This window comes from Alishewanella longhuensis (genome assembly GCF_014653435.1).
Classification (GTDB): domain Bacteria; phylum Pseudomonadota; class Gammaproteobacteria; order Enterobacterales; family Alteromonadaceae; genus Alishewanella; species Alishewanella longhuensis.
On the sequence record NZ_BNAO01000003.1, the window covers coordinates 59,207 to 74,528 of the forward strand.

At 49.2% G+C, this 15,322-nt stretch carries 14 protein-coding genes; all 14 read right to left on the reverse strand.

Going from position 1 to position 15,322, the window contains the following annotated elements; all coding sequences use genetic code 11:
• Positions 1-181: 181 nt before the first annotated feature.
• Positions 182-1,369, reverse strand: a complete 1,188-nt coding sequence (prpF, locus tag IE163_RS07425; protein WP_189431836.1) for a 2-methylaconitate cis-trans isomerase PrpF — start codon at positions 1,367-1,369, stop codon at positions 182-184.
• Positions 1,369-3,954: a Fe/S-dependent 2-methylisocitrate dehydratase AcnD gene (gene acnD, locus IE163_RS07430; RefSeq protein WP_189431838.1), complete on the reverse strand. Its 2,586-nt coding sequence runs from the start codon at positions 3,952-3,954 to the stop codon at positions 1,369-1,371. The genes prpF and acnD overlap by 1 nt, the downstream gene beginning before the upstream one ends.
• Before the next feature lie 233 nt (positions 3,955-4,187).
• Positions 4,188-5,315, reverse strand: coding sequence for a bifunctional 2-methylcitrate synthase/citrate synthase (gene prpC / locus IE163_RS07435; protein ID WP_189431840.1), 1,128 nt, complete (start codon positions 5,313-5,315; stop codon positions 4,188-4,190).
• A gap of 192 nt (positions 5,316-5,507) precedes the next feature.
• A complete protein-coding gene (gene prpB, locus IE163_RS07440; RefSeq protein ID WP_189431843.1) occupies positions 5,508-6,392 on the reverse strand; it encodes a methylisocitrate lyase in 885 nt (294 codons plus the stop codon).
• A 1-nt stretch (position 6,393) separates the two neighbouring features.
• A complete protein-coding gene (locus IE163_RS07445) occupies positions 6,394-7,080 on the reverse strand; it encodes a GntR family transcriptional regulator (RefSeq protein WP_189431845.1) in 687 nt (228 codons plus the stop codon).
• A 579-nt stretch (positions 7,081-7,659) separates the two neighbouring features.
• The gene (locus tag IE163_RS07450) at positions 7,660-8,451 is read right to left on the reverse strand and encodes a TatD family hydrolase (protein ID WP_189431847.1); all 792 of its coding nucleotides are present in this window, start codon (positions 8,449-8,451) and stop codon (positions 7,660-7,662) included.
• Positions 8,452-8,470: 19 nt separating this feature from the next.
• Complete coding sequence (locus tag IE163_RS07455; RefSeq protein WP_189431849.1) at positions 8,471-8,797, reverse strand: PilZ domain-containing protein; 327 nt, start codon at positions 8,795-8,797, stop codon at positions 8,471-8,473.
• Positions 8,798-8,820: 23 nt separating this feature from the next.
• Positions 8,821-9,744: a DNA polymerase III subunit delta' gene (gene holB, locus IE163_RS07460; protein ID WP_189431851.1), complete on the reverse strand. Its 924-nt coding sequence runs from the start codon at positions 9,742-9,744 to the stop codon at positions 8,821-8,823.
• Complete coding sequence (tmk, locus tag IE163_RS07465) at positions 9,741-10,382, reverse strand: dTMP kinase (RefSeq protein ID WP_189431853.1); 642 nt, start codon at positions 10,380-10,382, stop codon at positions 9,741-9,743. Before tmk ends, holB begins: the two co-directional genes overlap by 4 nt.
• Positions 10,372-11,421, reverse strand: coding sequence for an endolytic transglycosylase MltG (gene mltG / locus IE163_RS07470; protein ID WP_189431855.1), 1,050 nt, complete (start codon positions 11,419-11,421; stop codon positions 10,372-10,374). The genes tmk and mltG overlap by 11 nt, the downstream gene beginning before the upstream one ends.
• Positions 11,415-12,215, reverse strand: coding sequence for an aminodeoxychorismate lyase (gene pabC, locus IE163_RS07475; RefSeq protein WP_189431857.1), 801 nt, complete (start codon positions 12,213-12,215; stop codon positions 11,415-11,417). Before pabC ends, mltG begins: the two co-directional genes overlap by 7 nt.
• Positions 12,216-12,890: 675 nt before the next feature.
• Entirely contained in the window at positions 12,891-14,129 is a 1,239-nt protein-coding gene (gene fabF / locus IE163_RS07480; protein ID WP_189431859.1) for a beta-ketoacyl-ACP synthase II, read from the reverse strand.
• Between the two features lie 81 nt (positions 14,130-14,210).
• The gene (acpP, locus tag IE163_RS07485; protein ID WP_008223041.1) at positions 14,211-14,447 is read right to left on the reverse strand and encodes an acyl carrier protein; all 237 of its coding nucleotides are present in this window, start codon (positions 14,445-14,447) and stop codon (positions 14,211-14,213) included.
• Between the two features lie 127 nt (positions 14,448-14,574).
• Positions 14,575-15,321 (reverse strand): 3-oxoacyl-ACP reductase FabG, encoded by a 747-nt coding sequence (gene fabG, locus IE163_RS07490; RefSeq protein ID WP_229833480.1) that lies wholly within the window; start codon positions 15,319-15,321, stop codon positions 14,575-14,577.
• Position 15,322: the final 1 nt, after the last annotated feature.

Genomic DNA, 15,322 nt, shown 5'->3' on the forward strand with positions numbered 1-15,322 from the left:
ATCATTAACCGTAATATACCCAATAGATTTCAAGATGCACGTAGGCGGCAAGACCGTTCACTGGTCCGCCAGTCCGACCCCATGAGCTTAGCTTTTCTAAGTGATTGGTCCGGGCTGGCGCTCCAGTGGACAGACGCAGCCAACACCCGTGCATCTTGAAAGACGAAGGGTATAGCAGCTTTTAAAAACAATCGCCTGGCACCCTTACCAAGCCCTCCATCAGTACCCGCGCGCTGCGGCTCATAATGGCTTTGGTTACCGTCCATTGGCCAGCTACTTCAACGGCAGCGGCGCCAACCCGTAAAGTGCCAGACGGATGACCAAAGCGTACGGCTTCCCTTGCCTCACCGCCAGCAGCTAAATTCACCAGCGTACCCGGTATTGCGGCGGCAGTGCCAATGGCAACCGCAGCCGTGCCCATCATCGCATGGTGTAATTTACCCATTGATAATGCCCGTACCAGTAAATCAATCTCGCTGGCATTCACCGTTTTACCGCTGGAGGCCACATAGCTTTGTGGCGGCGCGACAAAAGCAATTTTCGGTGTATGGGCGCGGGCGGCCGCTTCGCTGATATCGTTAATCAGGCCCATTTTAACTGCACCGTAAGCACGAATGGTTTCAAAGCGCGTTAACGCTGCTGCATCACTGTTAATGGCGTCTTGCAGCTCGGTGCCGGTGTAGCCAATATCCGCGGCATTGACAAAGATCGTCGGAATACCGGCATTAATCAGCGTGGCTTTAAAGGTGCCAATACCTGGCACGTCTACGTCATCGACTAAATTGCCGGTTGGGAACATGGCACCACCGCCCTCGCCTTCATCGGCGGCCGGATCCAGAAACTCAATTTGCACTTCAGCGGCAGGAAAGGTTACCCCATCAAGCTCAAAGTCACCGGTTTCTTGTACTTCGCCGCCCGTCATCGGCACATGGGCAATAATGGTTTTGCCAATATTGGCTTGCCAAATTCGCACTGTGCATAGGCCGTTTTGCGGGATCCTCGCAGCATTCACCAAACCATTACTAATCGCAAAAGCGCCTACCGCAGCGGTTAAGTTACCGCAGTTGCCACTCCAGTCGATGAATGCTTTGTCGATGGCGACCTGACCAAACAAATAATCAACATCATGCTCTGGCTTGCTGCTTTTACTTAAGATCACCGTTTTACTGGTGCTCGAGGTCGCGCCGCCCATGCCATCCGTATGTTTACCGTAAGGATCCGGGCTGCCGATTACCCGCAGCAGCAGGTTATCCCGTGCCTTACCCGGCTGCTGGGCAGTAGCGGGTAAGTCGGTCAGCTTAAAGAACACGCCTTTCGACGTGCCCCCGCGCATATAGGTAGCAGGAATTTTGATCTGACCGACGCTCATTACACCGCTCCTTGCAAAAAGTCCTGCGCAAAGCGCTGCAGTACGCCACCGGCTTCATAAATCGACACTTCTTCAGCAGTATCTAAGCGGCAGGTTACCGGCACTTCTACCACTTCACCATTCGCGCGGTTAATTACCAGCGTCAGATCAGTGCGCGGCGTGCGGGCGCCTTTTACATCATAGGTTTCGGTACCATCTAACTGCAGGGTTTTGCGGTTGGTGCCCGGCTTAAACTCGAGCGGTAATACCCCCATACCAATTAAGTTGGTACGGTGAATACGCTCAAAACCTTCGGCGGCAATGGCTTCCACACCGGCTAAGCGCACGCCTTTGGCGGCCCAATCGCGTGACGAGCCCTGGCCATAGTCAGCGCCAGCCACAATAATCAGCGGCTGTTTGCGTTCCATATAGGTTTCAATCGCTTCCCACATCCGCATTACCTTGCCTTCTGGCTCTACCCGTGCCAGCGAGCCTTGCTTGACTTTGCCGTTTTCCAGCACCATTTCGTTAAACAGTTTTGGGTTAGCAAAGGTGGCGCGCTGTGCAGTCAGGTGATCGCCACGGTGCGTGGCATAAGAGTTAAAGTCTTCTTCTGGCAAGCCCATTTTATGCAAGTATTCACCGGCGGCGCTATCAAGCATAATGGCGTTCGACGGTGATAAATGGTCGGTGGTAATATTATCCGGCAGAATTGCCAGTGGCCGCATACCTTTTAACGAACGCTCGCCAGCCAATGCCCCTTCCCAATACGGCGGGCGGCGGATATAGGTACTTTGTGGCCGCCAATCGTACAGTGGCGTCACTTTGTCACCATAGTCGACTTCTAAGGCAAACATTGGCTCATACACTTTACGGAACTGCTCGGGTTTAACGCTTTGTGCCACTACTGCATCAATTTCCGCATCACTTGGCCAGATATCTTTTAAGGTAATGGCTTTACCGTCGTGGTAACCCAGTACATCTTTTTCGATATCAAACCGAATGGTACCCGCAATCGCATAAGCGACAACCAGCGCCGGCGAGGCTAAAAACGCCTGCTTGGCATAAGGGTGAATACGACCATCAAAGTTACGGTTACCCGATAATACTGCTGTGGCGTATAGATCGCGGTCAATAATTTCTTGCTGAATCACCGGATCCAGCGCACCACTCATACCATTACAAGTAGTACAGGCAAAACCGACAATCCCAAAGCCAAGCTGTTCAAGTTCAGACAGTAATTGGCCTTCTTCTAAATACAGCTGCACCGCTTTGGAGCCAGGTGCCAGTGAGGTTTTAACCCAGGGCTTGCGGCTTAAACCTAGTTTATTGGCATTACGCGCCAGCAAACCTGCGGCAATCACGTTGCGCGGGTTCGAGGTATTGGTACAGCTGGTAATAGCGGCGATAATCACCGCACCATCTGGCATCTTGCCCTCTTCAATCTCATACTTACCGGCAATACCTTTAGCGGTTAAATCGCTGGTCGATAAGCGAGCATGCGGGTTAGATGGGCCAGCCATAGTGCGGCCAACACTGGATAAATCAAAGTGCAGAACCCGCTCGTATTCGGCGGTTTTTAAGCTCTCGCTCCACAGGCCAGCGGCTTTGGCATAGGTTTCAACCAGTTTAACCTGCGCACTCTCGCGCCCTGTCAGCGTTAAGTAATCTAGCGTTTGCTGATCAATCGAGAACATCGCCGCAGTGGCACCGTATTCAGGGGTCATATTGGATATCGTTGCCCGGTCACCTAAACTCAGGCTGTCGGCACCTTCACCAAAGAATTCCAAGTAGCTTGATACCACTTTTTCTTTACGCAAAAACTCCGTTAACGCCAGCACAATATCGGTCGCCATAATACCAGGCTGCGCTTTACCGGTTAGCTCTACGCCGATAATATCGGGCAGGCGCATCCAACTGGCACGGCCGAGCATTACGCTTTCCGCTTCTAAGCCACCCACGCCAATGGCAATAACACCTAATGCATCAACATGCGGCGTATGGCTGTCGGTACCCACTAAGGTATCCGGAAAGGCCACGCCGTCTTTAGCATGGATCACCGGCGACATCCGCTCTAAGTTAATCTGGTGCATAATGCCGTTACCCGGCGGGATCACATCCACGTTTTTAAAGGCTTTTTTGGTCCAGTTGATAAAGTGGAAGCGATCGTCGTTACGTCTGTCTTCAATAGCGCGGTTCTTGGCAAAAGCATCTTTTTCAAAACCGGCATGCTCTACTGCCAATGAGTGATCGACAATCAGCTGGGTTGGCACCACTGGGTTCACTTTGGCCGGATCACCGCCCTTTTCAGCGATAGCATCACGCAGGCCGGCTAAATCAACCAGTGCGGTTTGGCCTAAAATATCGTGGCACACCACCCGGGCCGGAAACCACGGGAAATCGATATCGCGCTTGCGGTAAATCAGCTGTTTTAGCGCATCTGGCAACAACGCCGGATCGCAGCGGCGCACTAAGTTTTCCGCATGCACGCGTGAGGTGTAAGGTAATTTGGCATAAGCACCCGGCTCAATGGCGTCTACCGCTTCGCGGGCGTCAAAGTAGTCGAGCTGGGTACCTGGTAAATTTTTGCGGTATTGGCTATTCATGGTTGGTCTCTGTCTGCATAGCACTTTGGATTTAGAGTCAGGCGTGCACCGTCGAACCGGATTGCTCACGCCAAGCCGCCGTGAATACATCCCTGTAGGCTTCATTGTGAATGTCATCCTGACATTCACCCTTGCGGGCCAGTGCCTGTCCAAATGCGCTCCAGACGCATTTGTCAGGCATCCATGCCTTCAAGACTTGGCTTAGAGCAATCCGATTCTCGGATACCTAAACTCTATCTTGATTCAATCGGTTTCACAGTACGCGGCTCAACACCCACATAATCCGCACTTGGCCGGATAATCCGGTTATCCGCACGCTGCTCCATTACATGCGCAGCCCAGCCCGTTAAGCGGCTACACACGAAAATCGGTGTAAACAGCTTGGTTGGAATACCCATATAGTTATAGGCCGACGCATGGAAGAAGTCGGCGTTACAGAACAGTTTCTTCTCACGCCACATCACGGCTTCACAGCGTACAGATACATCATACAGCTTGGTATCACCATTGGCGTTTGCCAACTTTTCTGACCACTCTTTAATCACAGCATTACGCGGATCCGACTCAGAGTAAATGGCATGGCCAAAACCCATAATCTTTTCTTTGCGCTCTAACATGCCCAGCAATTTTTGCTCGGCATCGTCAGCGTTATCCATTTTCTCAATCAGTTCCATCGCCGCTTCGTTCGCACCGCCATGCAGTGGGCCACGCAGTGAGCCAATAGCGCCGGTAATGCACGAGTGCATATCACTTAAGGTTGACGCGCAAACGCGGGCAGTAAAGGTCGACGCGTTAAACTCATGCTCTGCGTACAAAATTAAGGAGGCTTGCATGACATCAATATGCAGCGCTTCAGGCTTTTTGTCGTGCAAAGTCCAAAGGAATTGCTCAGCCAGCGTATCGGCGTCGGTTTCTACGTTTACGCGCTTGCCATGGTGGCTATAGTTGTACCAGTAATTTACCAAGCCTGGGAAAATCGCCAGCATGCGATCGGTCACGTCCTGCTGCTGAGCGAAGCTATCTTCCATTTCCAGGTTACCCAGCATCGAGCAGCCGGTACGCATCACATCCATCGGATGGGCATTGGCCGGAATACGCTCTAATACGTCTTTTAGTGCCTGTGGCAGTGCCCGCAGGCTTTTGAGTTTCGCTTTATAAGCCGCCAGTTCAGCAGCATTTGGCAGCTCGCCTTTTAAAATTAAATGCGCCACTTCTTCAAAGGTGCAGTTAGCGGCTAAATCTTTAACATCATAACCCCGATAGGTTAAGCCTGAACCGGTTTTACCCACGGTGGATAAGGCGGTTTTACCCGCGACTTGGCCGCGCAGACCCGCGCCTGAGAGTACTTTACCTGTTGACATGGTTGTTGCTCCTGTTCTATTTAGCCTTCATCCTTACCACTGCAGCGGTGTTAGCTGCGTTCGCGAACCCCGGTCACATAGTAGACTATGCTCCTGGGGTCGCACGGGCGCTCCCGTTCACTCACTTGCTGCCTTGCTGCAGCGGCAATGATTTTGGCTAAAAGTAATAATTAAAAATGTAAAATAGTTATATTAAGATTTTTTGCTGGTAAACAGCTGATCCAGTTTTTGCTCAAAGCTGTGGTAATTTAAAAAGTCGTACAACTCAGCACGGGTTTGCATGCTATCCACCACCGCTTTCTGATCGCCATTTTCTAAAATCGACTGATAGACATTAAGTGCAGCTTTGTTCATGGCGCGAAACGCACTTAACGGATACAGCACCATCGCTACCCCCACACTGGCCAGCTCAGCTTTGTTATACAGTGGCGTTTGGCCAAATTCAGTGATATTCGCCAGCACTGGTACCTTTAAGGCCGAGGTAAAAGCTTTATATTGCTCCAGCGTATGCACCGCTTCAGCGAAAATGGCATCAGCACCGGCGTCCTGACAGGCAATAGCCCGTTCAATGGCGGCGTCTAAACCTTGCTGTGCTAACGCATCAGTACGCGCCATAATAAAGAAGCTCTCGTCAGTACGGGCATCGACACTGGCTTTCACCCGGTCAACCATTTCATCCAGGCTAACAATTTCTTTATTGGGGCGATGGCCGCAACGCTTTTGCGCCACCTGATCTTCAATATGAAAACCTGCTGCGCCAGCACGAGTCATTTCTTTTACCGTACGGGCAATATTAAAGGCCCCACCCCAGCCGGTATCAGCATCAACCAGAAGCGGTACTGAGGTCGCTGCGGTAATACGGCGAATATCTTCACACACATCATTTAAGGAGGTCATGCCTAAATCAGGCAAACCAAAAGAAGCATTGGCCACACCGGCACCGGATAAATATAACGCCTGATGCCCGGTACGCTCGGCCATCATTGCCGTGTAGGCGTTGATGGTGCCCACAATTTGTAGTGGCTGGTTGGCAGTAATGGCGGCACGAAATTTCTGGCCGGCGGTTAAATTGCTCATCTTAGTTCCCCTTTTGCTCAAGTTCGGTAAGTTTATGTTCGATATTACGTCTGGAAGCCGCGATATGCCGGCGCATTAATAAATCGGCTAATTCACCATCGCGATTAGCAATGGCATTAATAATAGCCTTATGTTCGTCAAATGCCCGCGAGACGCGTGGGCCGTTCATCCCCAACTGCACCCGATACATCCGCATTAGATGGTACAGCTCGTCGGTAAGGATATTGATAAGGTAAGGGTTTTTACTGCCCAGAATAATGCGGTAATGAAAGTCCAGGTCGCCCGCTTCCTGGTAATAACTTTCGCCTTCACGCACCCGCTGAGAGGCTAAATGCTGATCTAACAGATCCTGCATCTCGCGAATTTCCGTATCGCTCATTTGCGTGGCGGCTAAGCGGCAAGCCAAACCTTCTAGTTCTTCGCGTAATTGATACAGCGATAACAAGTTTTCTGTCGACAATTTCACCACCCGTGAACCGGCATTAGGGGTACGCTCCAATAAGTGGCAACGTTCCAGCCTGGCTAGGGCTTCACGCAGTGGCGCCCGGCTTAAATCAAAGCGTTTTGCCAGCTCTGGCTCGCTGATCTTTGTTCCTGGCGCGATTTCACCCGCGACAATAGCACGCAGCAACTCTTGCAATACGCGGTCGGCAGCGGTAACAACAGGTTTTAATAACGGCAAAGACATGGCAGATTGTCGACATAAAATATCAATAGCTAAGTTTTAAGCTTTATTTACTAATTAGTCAAGTTACAAAATGCAGGATTGTCGACAATCAGACTAAAGTTCAGTCTGTCATGGCCGCCTATTGCAAAGCAGTGCAATCTGAAAGCACAAGTCAAGGCACTTAGCGTTACCTGCCCTAAGGATCTTTAACAAAGCGAAAATACTAAAACAGCAGTAATCGCTAAACGTAACACTTTACAGGTTAGCGACTGTTAATATGGCTATTTTTTAGACTCTTTTTAACTAAAAACCGATTCTATTAGTTCAGATAACACTAAAAAATTTGCCCCTATTACAGGTCAAACACAGTAGCTGTGCATAATTGCTGGCATAAGCTGGGGATAACTTGGGTATAAATTAGAAACCGCTGTGGCGGCAAAATCCATGGCGAGTGAAAACAGGAACATGAAAAATAATAAAGTTTAGCTAAACTAAAAGTTCTTAACGTAACCTCTTCTCGATAGCGCACGGCTCATTCCCTATGAGCCATTCCCCTAAGCCCAGAACAATTTGGATTGGTTCTGGGCTTCTTTTATCTGCTTAAGCTGCGATCCTTTTTGCTGCGGCAAGCTTAAATAACTGATAGAAATTTGCCGTGGTTTGCCGGGCAAGCTCTGCTATGGCTACGCCTTTAACCTCAGCCATGGCAGCAGCCACATCAGTCACATACGCAGGTTGATTGGTTTTACCACGGTGCGGTACCGGCGCCAGATAAGGCGCATCGGTTTCTATTAACAAGCGATCAAGCGGTAATTTGCGTACTACATCGCGCAACTCAGTGGCATTGCGAAAGGTCATAATGCCAGAGATTGAAATGTAAAAACCCAAATCTAACGCTGCTTTAGCCATCTCATAATTTTCGGTAAAACAGTGTAGTACGCCTCCCGCTTGCTCGGCGTTATGCGACTTCATCAACGCAATCGTATCGGCGCGTGCATCGCGGGTGTGGATAATCAGCGGTTTAGCCAGAGTACGCGCCACACTAATATGCTTTACAAAACCATCCTGCTGGCTGAGTTTCGTCTCAGGATTGTAGAAATAATCCAGCCCTGTCTCGCCAACCGCCACCACCTCAGCGATAGCGGCCTGTTTTGCCAATAGCTCAGCATCCACACTGTCGCTCTGATGCAGCGGGTGTTCACCACAGGATATCGACACCTCAGGGTAAGGTTTTACCAGTTCCAACATGGCTGGAAATTCAGTTAAGGATACACTGACGCACAGCAAGTGCTCAATTTGCCGCTGTTTAGCAGCCTCCAGTACCTGTGGCAAACTCAGCCCTAGTTTATCTAGTTCTAACCGATCTAAATGGCAATGCGAATCTACAAACAAAACAACCTCTTATCAAACGCTACATAGTATAGGTTGGCTCAATACTGCCTTGCATACTACTGAGTAATTTTTCAATACGATTACTTAAACCGTGTTTATCATCAATAAAGGCCACCCCAATACCCGCTGGGTTGGCACTTTGCGCGCCCAGTGGTGACACCCAGGCGACCTTACCCGATACAACTATAGGTTCCAGTGCATCAGGTAAGGTTACACTTAATGCCAGCGATTGCCCCAGCCGATAATGACGGGCGGAGCGGACAAAGAGGCCACCATTTTTTAAAAACGGCATATAACAGCGATAAAGCTCTTTGGTATCACTAAACCCTAATGCTAGCTCTTCCATTTATCCTCCTGCCAATGCGAACATTAACGCTGCGCCAGTAAGGTTTTCGCCTCGAGTAGCAGCGCGCTTAATGCTAAGACCTTATTCTGCCCTAAAATCTGCTGCTCGTCACGACACCAGCGATAATAGCTTTGCTGCAAACGTTGCAGCCGTTCAGCAGACAAGCCAAGCTGCTTGTGTAGTAACGTATTAAAAAAATAGCCCAGAATAACCGATGTATCGGCGCGGCCTTCCAGCAGCTTTACCAGTGCCGTTAACTCCGCTTTGCCCTGGAGAAAGTCGTTTAATTGCAGTAGCACGCTTTCAATCTGCGGTGCCTGAGCATCATTTAATAACGCCAAAGCCGTTAATGGCGCGCCTCCCGTGTAACGGTATACAAAAGCAGGAATGGCGCCTTGATATTGTGTCGCCAGCCATTGATATAGCGCCTCTTCAGATAGCGGCGCCAAATCCCAGCGCTGACAACGGCTTAATAAGGTGGCTTTCAACCTTTGTGGCTGACTGCTTTGCAGCAGTAAATAGCAACCTTGCGGCGGCTCTTCCAACGTTTTAAGTAAAGCATTTGCAGCGGACTCGGTCATCCGCTCTGCTCTTGGCAAGGTAATGACCCGGTTGCCATGTTGCTGTGCTGATCCTTGAGTAAAATCAATGATCCGGCGAATTTCGTCTACGCCAATACTGCTGTTTTCTGTAGTAAGTTGTAACCAATCGGGATGGTTACCCGCAGCCAGCAGCAAACAGCTTTTACATTGGCCACAGGCACTATCTTGTTCTGGCGCGCGGCATAACAGAAAAGCGGTTAAGGCGTTAGCCAACTGCGCCTTGCCTAAGCCATTCATGCCACTTAGCAACAGCGCATGCGCCAAACGCTGCTGTGTTGCCAGAGTGGTTAGCTGTGCCATTACGGGCACTAACCATGGCATCTTGCTGGCCGCTAAGCCGCTCATAAACCGGAGCTATCCAATGCCTGTTGCAGCGCAGTTTGCACTTGCGCTAACGTCTGACTGGCATCAATAACCACGATACCGGGTTCAGTAGCAGCGATTTGCAAGTACTTATCCCGGGTACGCTCGAAAAAGGCCAATTGTTCCTGTTCAATGCGATCAAGCTCACCCCGATGTGCAGCGCGTGCTAAGCCAAGCGCCGGATCGATATCGAGATATAAGGTTAAATCAGGTCTGGTATCACCCAGTACGGCCTGACGTAACGTATTGATCAAGGTATCGCCTAATTGCCGCCCGCCGCCCTGATAAGCCCGGGAAGACAGATCATGCCGATCAGCCAGCACCCATTGACCGACACTCAGCGCAGGCTCAATTACATTACGCAATAATTGCACGCGAGAGGCATACATCAATAACAATTCTGTTTCCGGGGCAATTTGCTCCTGTGGCGCAGCTTGCTTAACTAGCGTGCGTAATTGCTCAGCCAAAGGCGTACCACCTGGTTCACGGGTACAAACAACCTGCAGCCCTTTGGCTTCTAACCAGGCTTTGACCGTAGCAATAGCGGTACTTTTACCTGCCCCTTCCAGCCCCTCGATAACAATAAACTTGCCTTTTAACGTCTTATCTTTAGTTGTCATTATTCTGTCCAAGAATGTATTTACGCACTGCCGCATTATGTTGTTCCAGCGATTGTGAAAACACATGAGAGCCATCGCCGCGGCTAACAAAATAATAGTAATCGCTAACATCAGGTTGTGCCGCAGCAATTAAGGCACTGCGGCTTACCAGTGAAATCGGCCCAGGCGGTAAGCCATGATGACGATAGGTATTATAAGCGTGCGGATCGCGCAAATTCGCGCGGGTAATGCGGCCACTGTAGTCAGTTAAACCATAGATAACGGTAGGATCGGTTTGTAAGCGCATATTTTTATGAATGCGATTGATAAACACTGAGCTCACCAGCGCCCGCTCGCTTTGCAAACCACTTTCTTTTTCAATTATAGAGGCCATAATTAACAGCTCGTAAGGGCTTTGCAGCGGTAAGGTAGGCTGGCGTTGCTGCCAATAACGTTCCAATTCGGTTTTTAATACCACATGGGCCCGCCGCCATATATCGCTGGCTTTGCTATTGGCGGTATAAAAGTAGGTGTCGGGATAAAATAAGCCTTCCAGCTCCTGCTCAACCCGCCCGGTTACTGCCAGCTTCCCCCACTCTTCTGGCCAACTGATCAGCACTGCAAGGGCGTTAACATCGCTTACATCTTGCTGTAGGTAAGGAAGCTCCGCCACGCGTTGCCAGCTTTGCGCCAGGGTTTCCCCCTCAATCAAGGTGACACTAAACTGCGCCACTTTGCCGCTTTGAAACAAACTGAGTGCCTCGTTAAGGGCCAACGTTTGCGGTACTCGATACACACCCTGCTGCAATTGCCCCATAACAGGATGTTGCTTGAGATAAAGTTTAAGAACCTGGCAATCCAGTGCCGTTAAGTGTTGCGCTTGTTGCCATGAACGACACAAACTACGTACTGAAGTACCGGCTTTTAGCTCATACAAGTTATCAGTAAACTGCACGGTTTTATTTAAGGTATGTGAGCTTAGCTGCTGCCAACCAGACCAAAGTAACACAATGATCAGCACCAACAGAAAAGGTAACCAATTTAATAAACGTTTTAGCATAATATCTCTTGCTGTAGCTGTTTTACGGCATTGATCGATAAGGTGCGCTCAGCAAGCTGTCGCACCGGAGCAATACCCAGCAACGCATTGGTTAAAAATAAGGCTTGTATCTGTTCAAGCTCCGCCAAGGGTAAAGTCCGCTCTATGATCTCTGGCTTTGACATCAAGATCTGTTGCCGCATCACCCCAGCAACGCCGGCTAAATGCAATGGTGGTGTGTACCAGGCATCGTTTAACTGGTAAAAAATATTCGCCGCCGTCGCTTCCGTTAGCTGCTGCTGCTGATCCGCAACCAACAAATCATCATAACCGCTTTGCGCCAGCTCTTGCTTCAATAACACCTGTTCCAACCGATTCGTATGCTTTAGCCCTGCTAACGCAGGTTGAATCGATAATTGTAATTTTGCCACACCGACGTTTAGCCCCTGCTGTTGCCATTGCCGGTAATCGGGCATAGCAGCGGTATATAAATACACTAAGGGACGAGTGCAATTTGCCGGTGCATAACCGCGACCGCCTATACCACGCGATAGCAGCAATTTAAGCACTATGGGTTTAGGATGAGCGGCGGCTTGTTGATATACGGCATCGCTAATCGCTTGCCAATCTGGCGCCGTTATCGCAAGACGCGATACAGCCAGTTGCAAACGGGCCATGTGTAATGGCCACAGTTCTGGTTGCCCATGCTTTATGGCAATGGTAGTAAAAACACCATCGCCATATTGCAAGGCTCGACACCCCGCCGCTATCTGGGGTTGTGCAGCGTCATTAATAATAATAATTTCAGCCGACATAGCGCGCCTGTATTCAAAAATATCGGCAAGTATGCCTTAATCTGCCGTTAAAACAAAGCGCTGCCCTAAGCTAAAATAGTTGTTATCTCAGGTTCCATAGCGCCAAGTTAGGATTTAGATTAAGGAAATTCAAGTCCGGTGCATCCGGCGGCTAAACGCGCCCTACAACTTTGTCGGGGCACGCTGTGGATACCTCCGCGGGCTGTTATAAACTTCATCCTGAAGTTTACCCTGCGGGCCAGCACAAGCGCTGTTCAAATTCGTTCCCGACGAATTTGTGTTTGGCATCCATGCCAAACAGGTCCCCGAGCAAAGTGTACTATGCGTTTACCACCTCGTTATGTTTTTGTATATCCGAGAAAAGCAACACTCAAGATTATGGGTATACCTTTAAATGCTTTATGATTCAAAACATGATCTCGCTATTACAATATTTAACGAGTTAGGCAAAAACACCTATACAGCCAGGCAGCGAGCCGATAATGCTAAACCAGGCGTCTTTCGCAAGGATGCGAAAGGATAAGCCCCCATGGAAGGGTTCACGGCGGCCTGGTGTGCATTATCGGCTGCAAGCAGCCTGGCGGTTCGGTTAAAACACGCTAACAGAAACGAAACCATCTCATCAGCTAATAAAAAACCGCGCTCAAAGGCGCGGTTTTTCAAAACAAGCTAACGTTAAACTTTCTTAAATAAAATCGAGCCGTTAGTACCACCAAAACCGAAAGAATTACACAGCGCATACTCTAACTTAGCCACACGCGCCTCATGCGGCACATAGTCTAAATCACAGCCTTCACTCGGGTTTTCTAAGTTAATAGTCGGGGTAACCAACTGATCTTGCAGCGATAGCACCGTAATAATCGACTCAACCGAACCTGCTGCACCTAACAAATGGCCGATCATCGACTTCGATGAACTCACCATCAGGTTATCCAGATTACCGGCAAAGACCGACTTAATGGCCATCGTCTCAGCAATATCACCTGCTGGCGTAGAAGTACCATGGGCATTAATGTACTGCACCTGATCGGCATTAACTGCCGCATCATTTAACGCATTTTGCATCGCACGCGCCGCACCGGCACCATTTTCTGGTGGCGAAGTCATATGATAAGCATCACCACTCATACCAAAGCCAACAAGCTCGGCATAAATCTTCGCACCACGAGCTTTAGCATGTTCGTACTCTTCCAGTACCATCACACCAGCACCGTCGCCCAGCACAAACCCATCGCGGTCTCTATCCCAGGGGCGGCTAGCTTGCTGCGGTGCATCATTACGGGTTGATAATGCGCGGGCAGCGCCAAAGCCACCCATACCAAGCTCAGTAGACGCTTTTTCAGCACCACCGGCAACCATCACATCAGCATCGCCGTAAACAATCATCCGCGCCGCCTGACCAATATTGTGTACGCCAGTAGTACAGGCGGTAACAATACTGATATTAGGGCCTTGTAAGCCAAGCATAATGGACAGCTGACCGGCAATCATATTGATAATGGTTGAAGGTACAAAGAACGGAGATAACCGCTTTGGACCGCTATTGATAAGCTTAGTATGATTTTCCTCAATCAGCCCCAGGCCACCAATGCCAGAGCCAATAGCTGCACCAATGCGGTGGGCATTTTGTTCTGTTACTTCCAGGCCGGAGTCACGAAATGCCTGAATAGCAGCGGCAACACCATACTGGATAAATAAATCCATTTTTTTGGCGTCTTTTGCCGGGAAATAAGGCTCAACATCAAAATCTTTGACTAAGCCGGCAAATTTAGTTGTATAAGCACTGGTATCAAAATGCTCAATTAAGCTGATGCCGCTTTTTGCCTGCTGCAACCCCTGCCAGCTGCTTGCGACATCATTGCCTAATGGCGTCAGCATACCTAAACCTGTTACTACTACACGACGTTTTGCCACCGTGCCCTCCGTTAATACCTGTTTTTCTGATTCTTAAAACGAAAACGGGTAGCCGCGCTACCCGTTTTGCAAGCTTTCAGCTTATTCAGCGTGGGCTTTGATGTAATCGATGGCTGACTGCACCGTTGTGATTTTTTCAGCTTCTTCGTCAGGAATTTCGGTATCGAATTCTTCTTCTAACGCCATTACTAACTCAACAGTGTCCAGCGAGTCTGCACCCAGATCGTCAACGAAAGACGCTTCGTTTTTCACTTCGTCTTCTTTAACGCCCAGCTGTTCAATGATAATTTTTTTAACGCGTTCTTCGATGTTGCTCATCTTTTCTTCCTTTTTCTCATATAAATCGCAACAATTCGTGCAATTTGGTGTGGCGCTAGTTTATGCGTAAGCACAGGTTGTTGCAAGCAATGCACTAAGCATTTTTTGCTGGTCTAACCTGATTTGCTTACACCATATACATTCCGCCGTTAACGTGAACTGTTTCGCCGGTAATATAGGCTGCCTGCGTCGAAGCCAAAAAGGCTACCGTAGCCGCGATTTCTTCTGGTTGCCCTAAACGATTGGCAGGCACTTGCGAGAAAATAGCGGTTTTTTGCTCGTCAGACAACTCTTTCGTCATATCGGTATCAATAAAACCTGGTGCTACCGCGTTTACGGTAATACCACGTGATGCCACTTCTTTTGCTAATGACTTGGTAAAGCCCAGCACGCCCGCTTTGGCTGCAGCATAGTTAGTTTGGCCAGCATTGCCCATAGAACCGACAACGGAGCCTATGGTGATAATACGACCGAAACGCTTTTTCATCATGCTGCGCAGCACAGCTTTACTTAACCGAAAGACCGACGTTAAATTGGTTTGCATAATATCAAACCATTCTTCATCTTTCATCCGCATTAATAAGTTATCGCGGGTAATGCCGGCATTATTAACCAAAATATCAATATCACCAAACTGATTTTTAATTTGCTCTAAACATTGTTCAACTGAAGCAGTATCCGTCACGTTCAGAACCATACCAGCACCCTGCTCGCCCAGGTAATCACTAATCGCTTGCGCGCCTTTTTCGCTGGTTGCTGTACCAACCACTTTGGCACCTAAGGCAGCCAATTGCTCAGCAATAGCACGGCCGATACCACGACTGGCGCCTGTGACTAGCGCGACTTTACCCTCTAAACTAATAAAATTATTCATT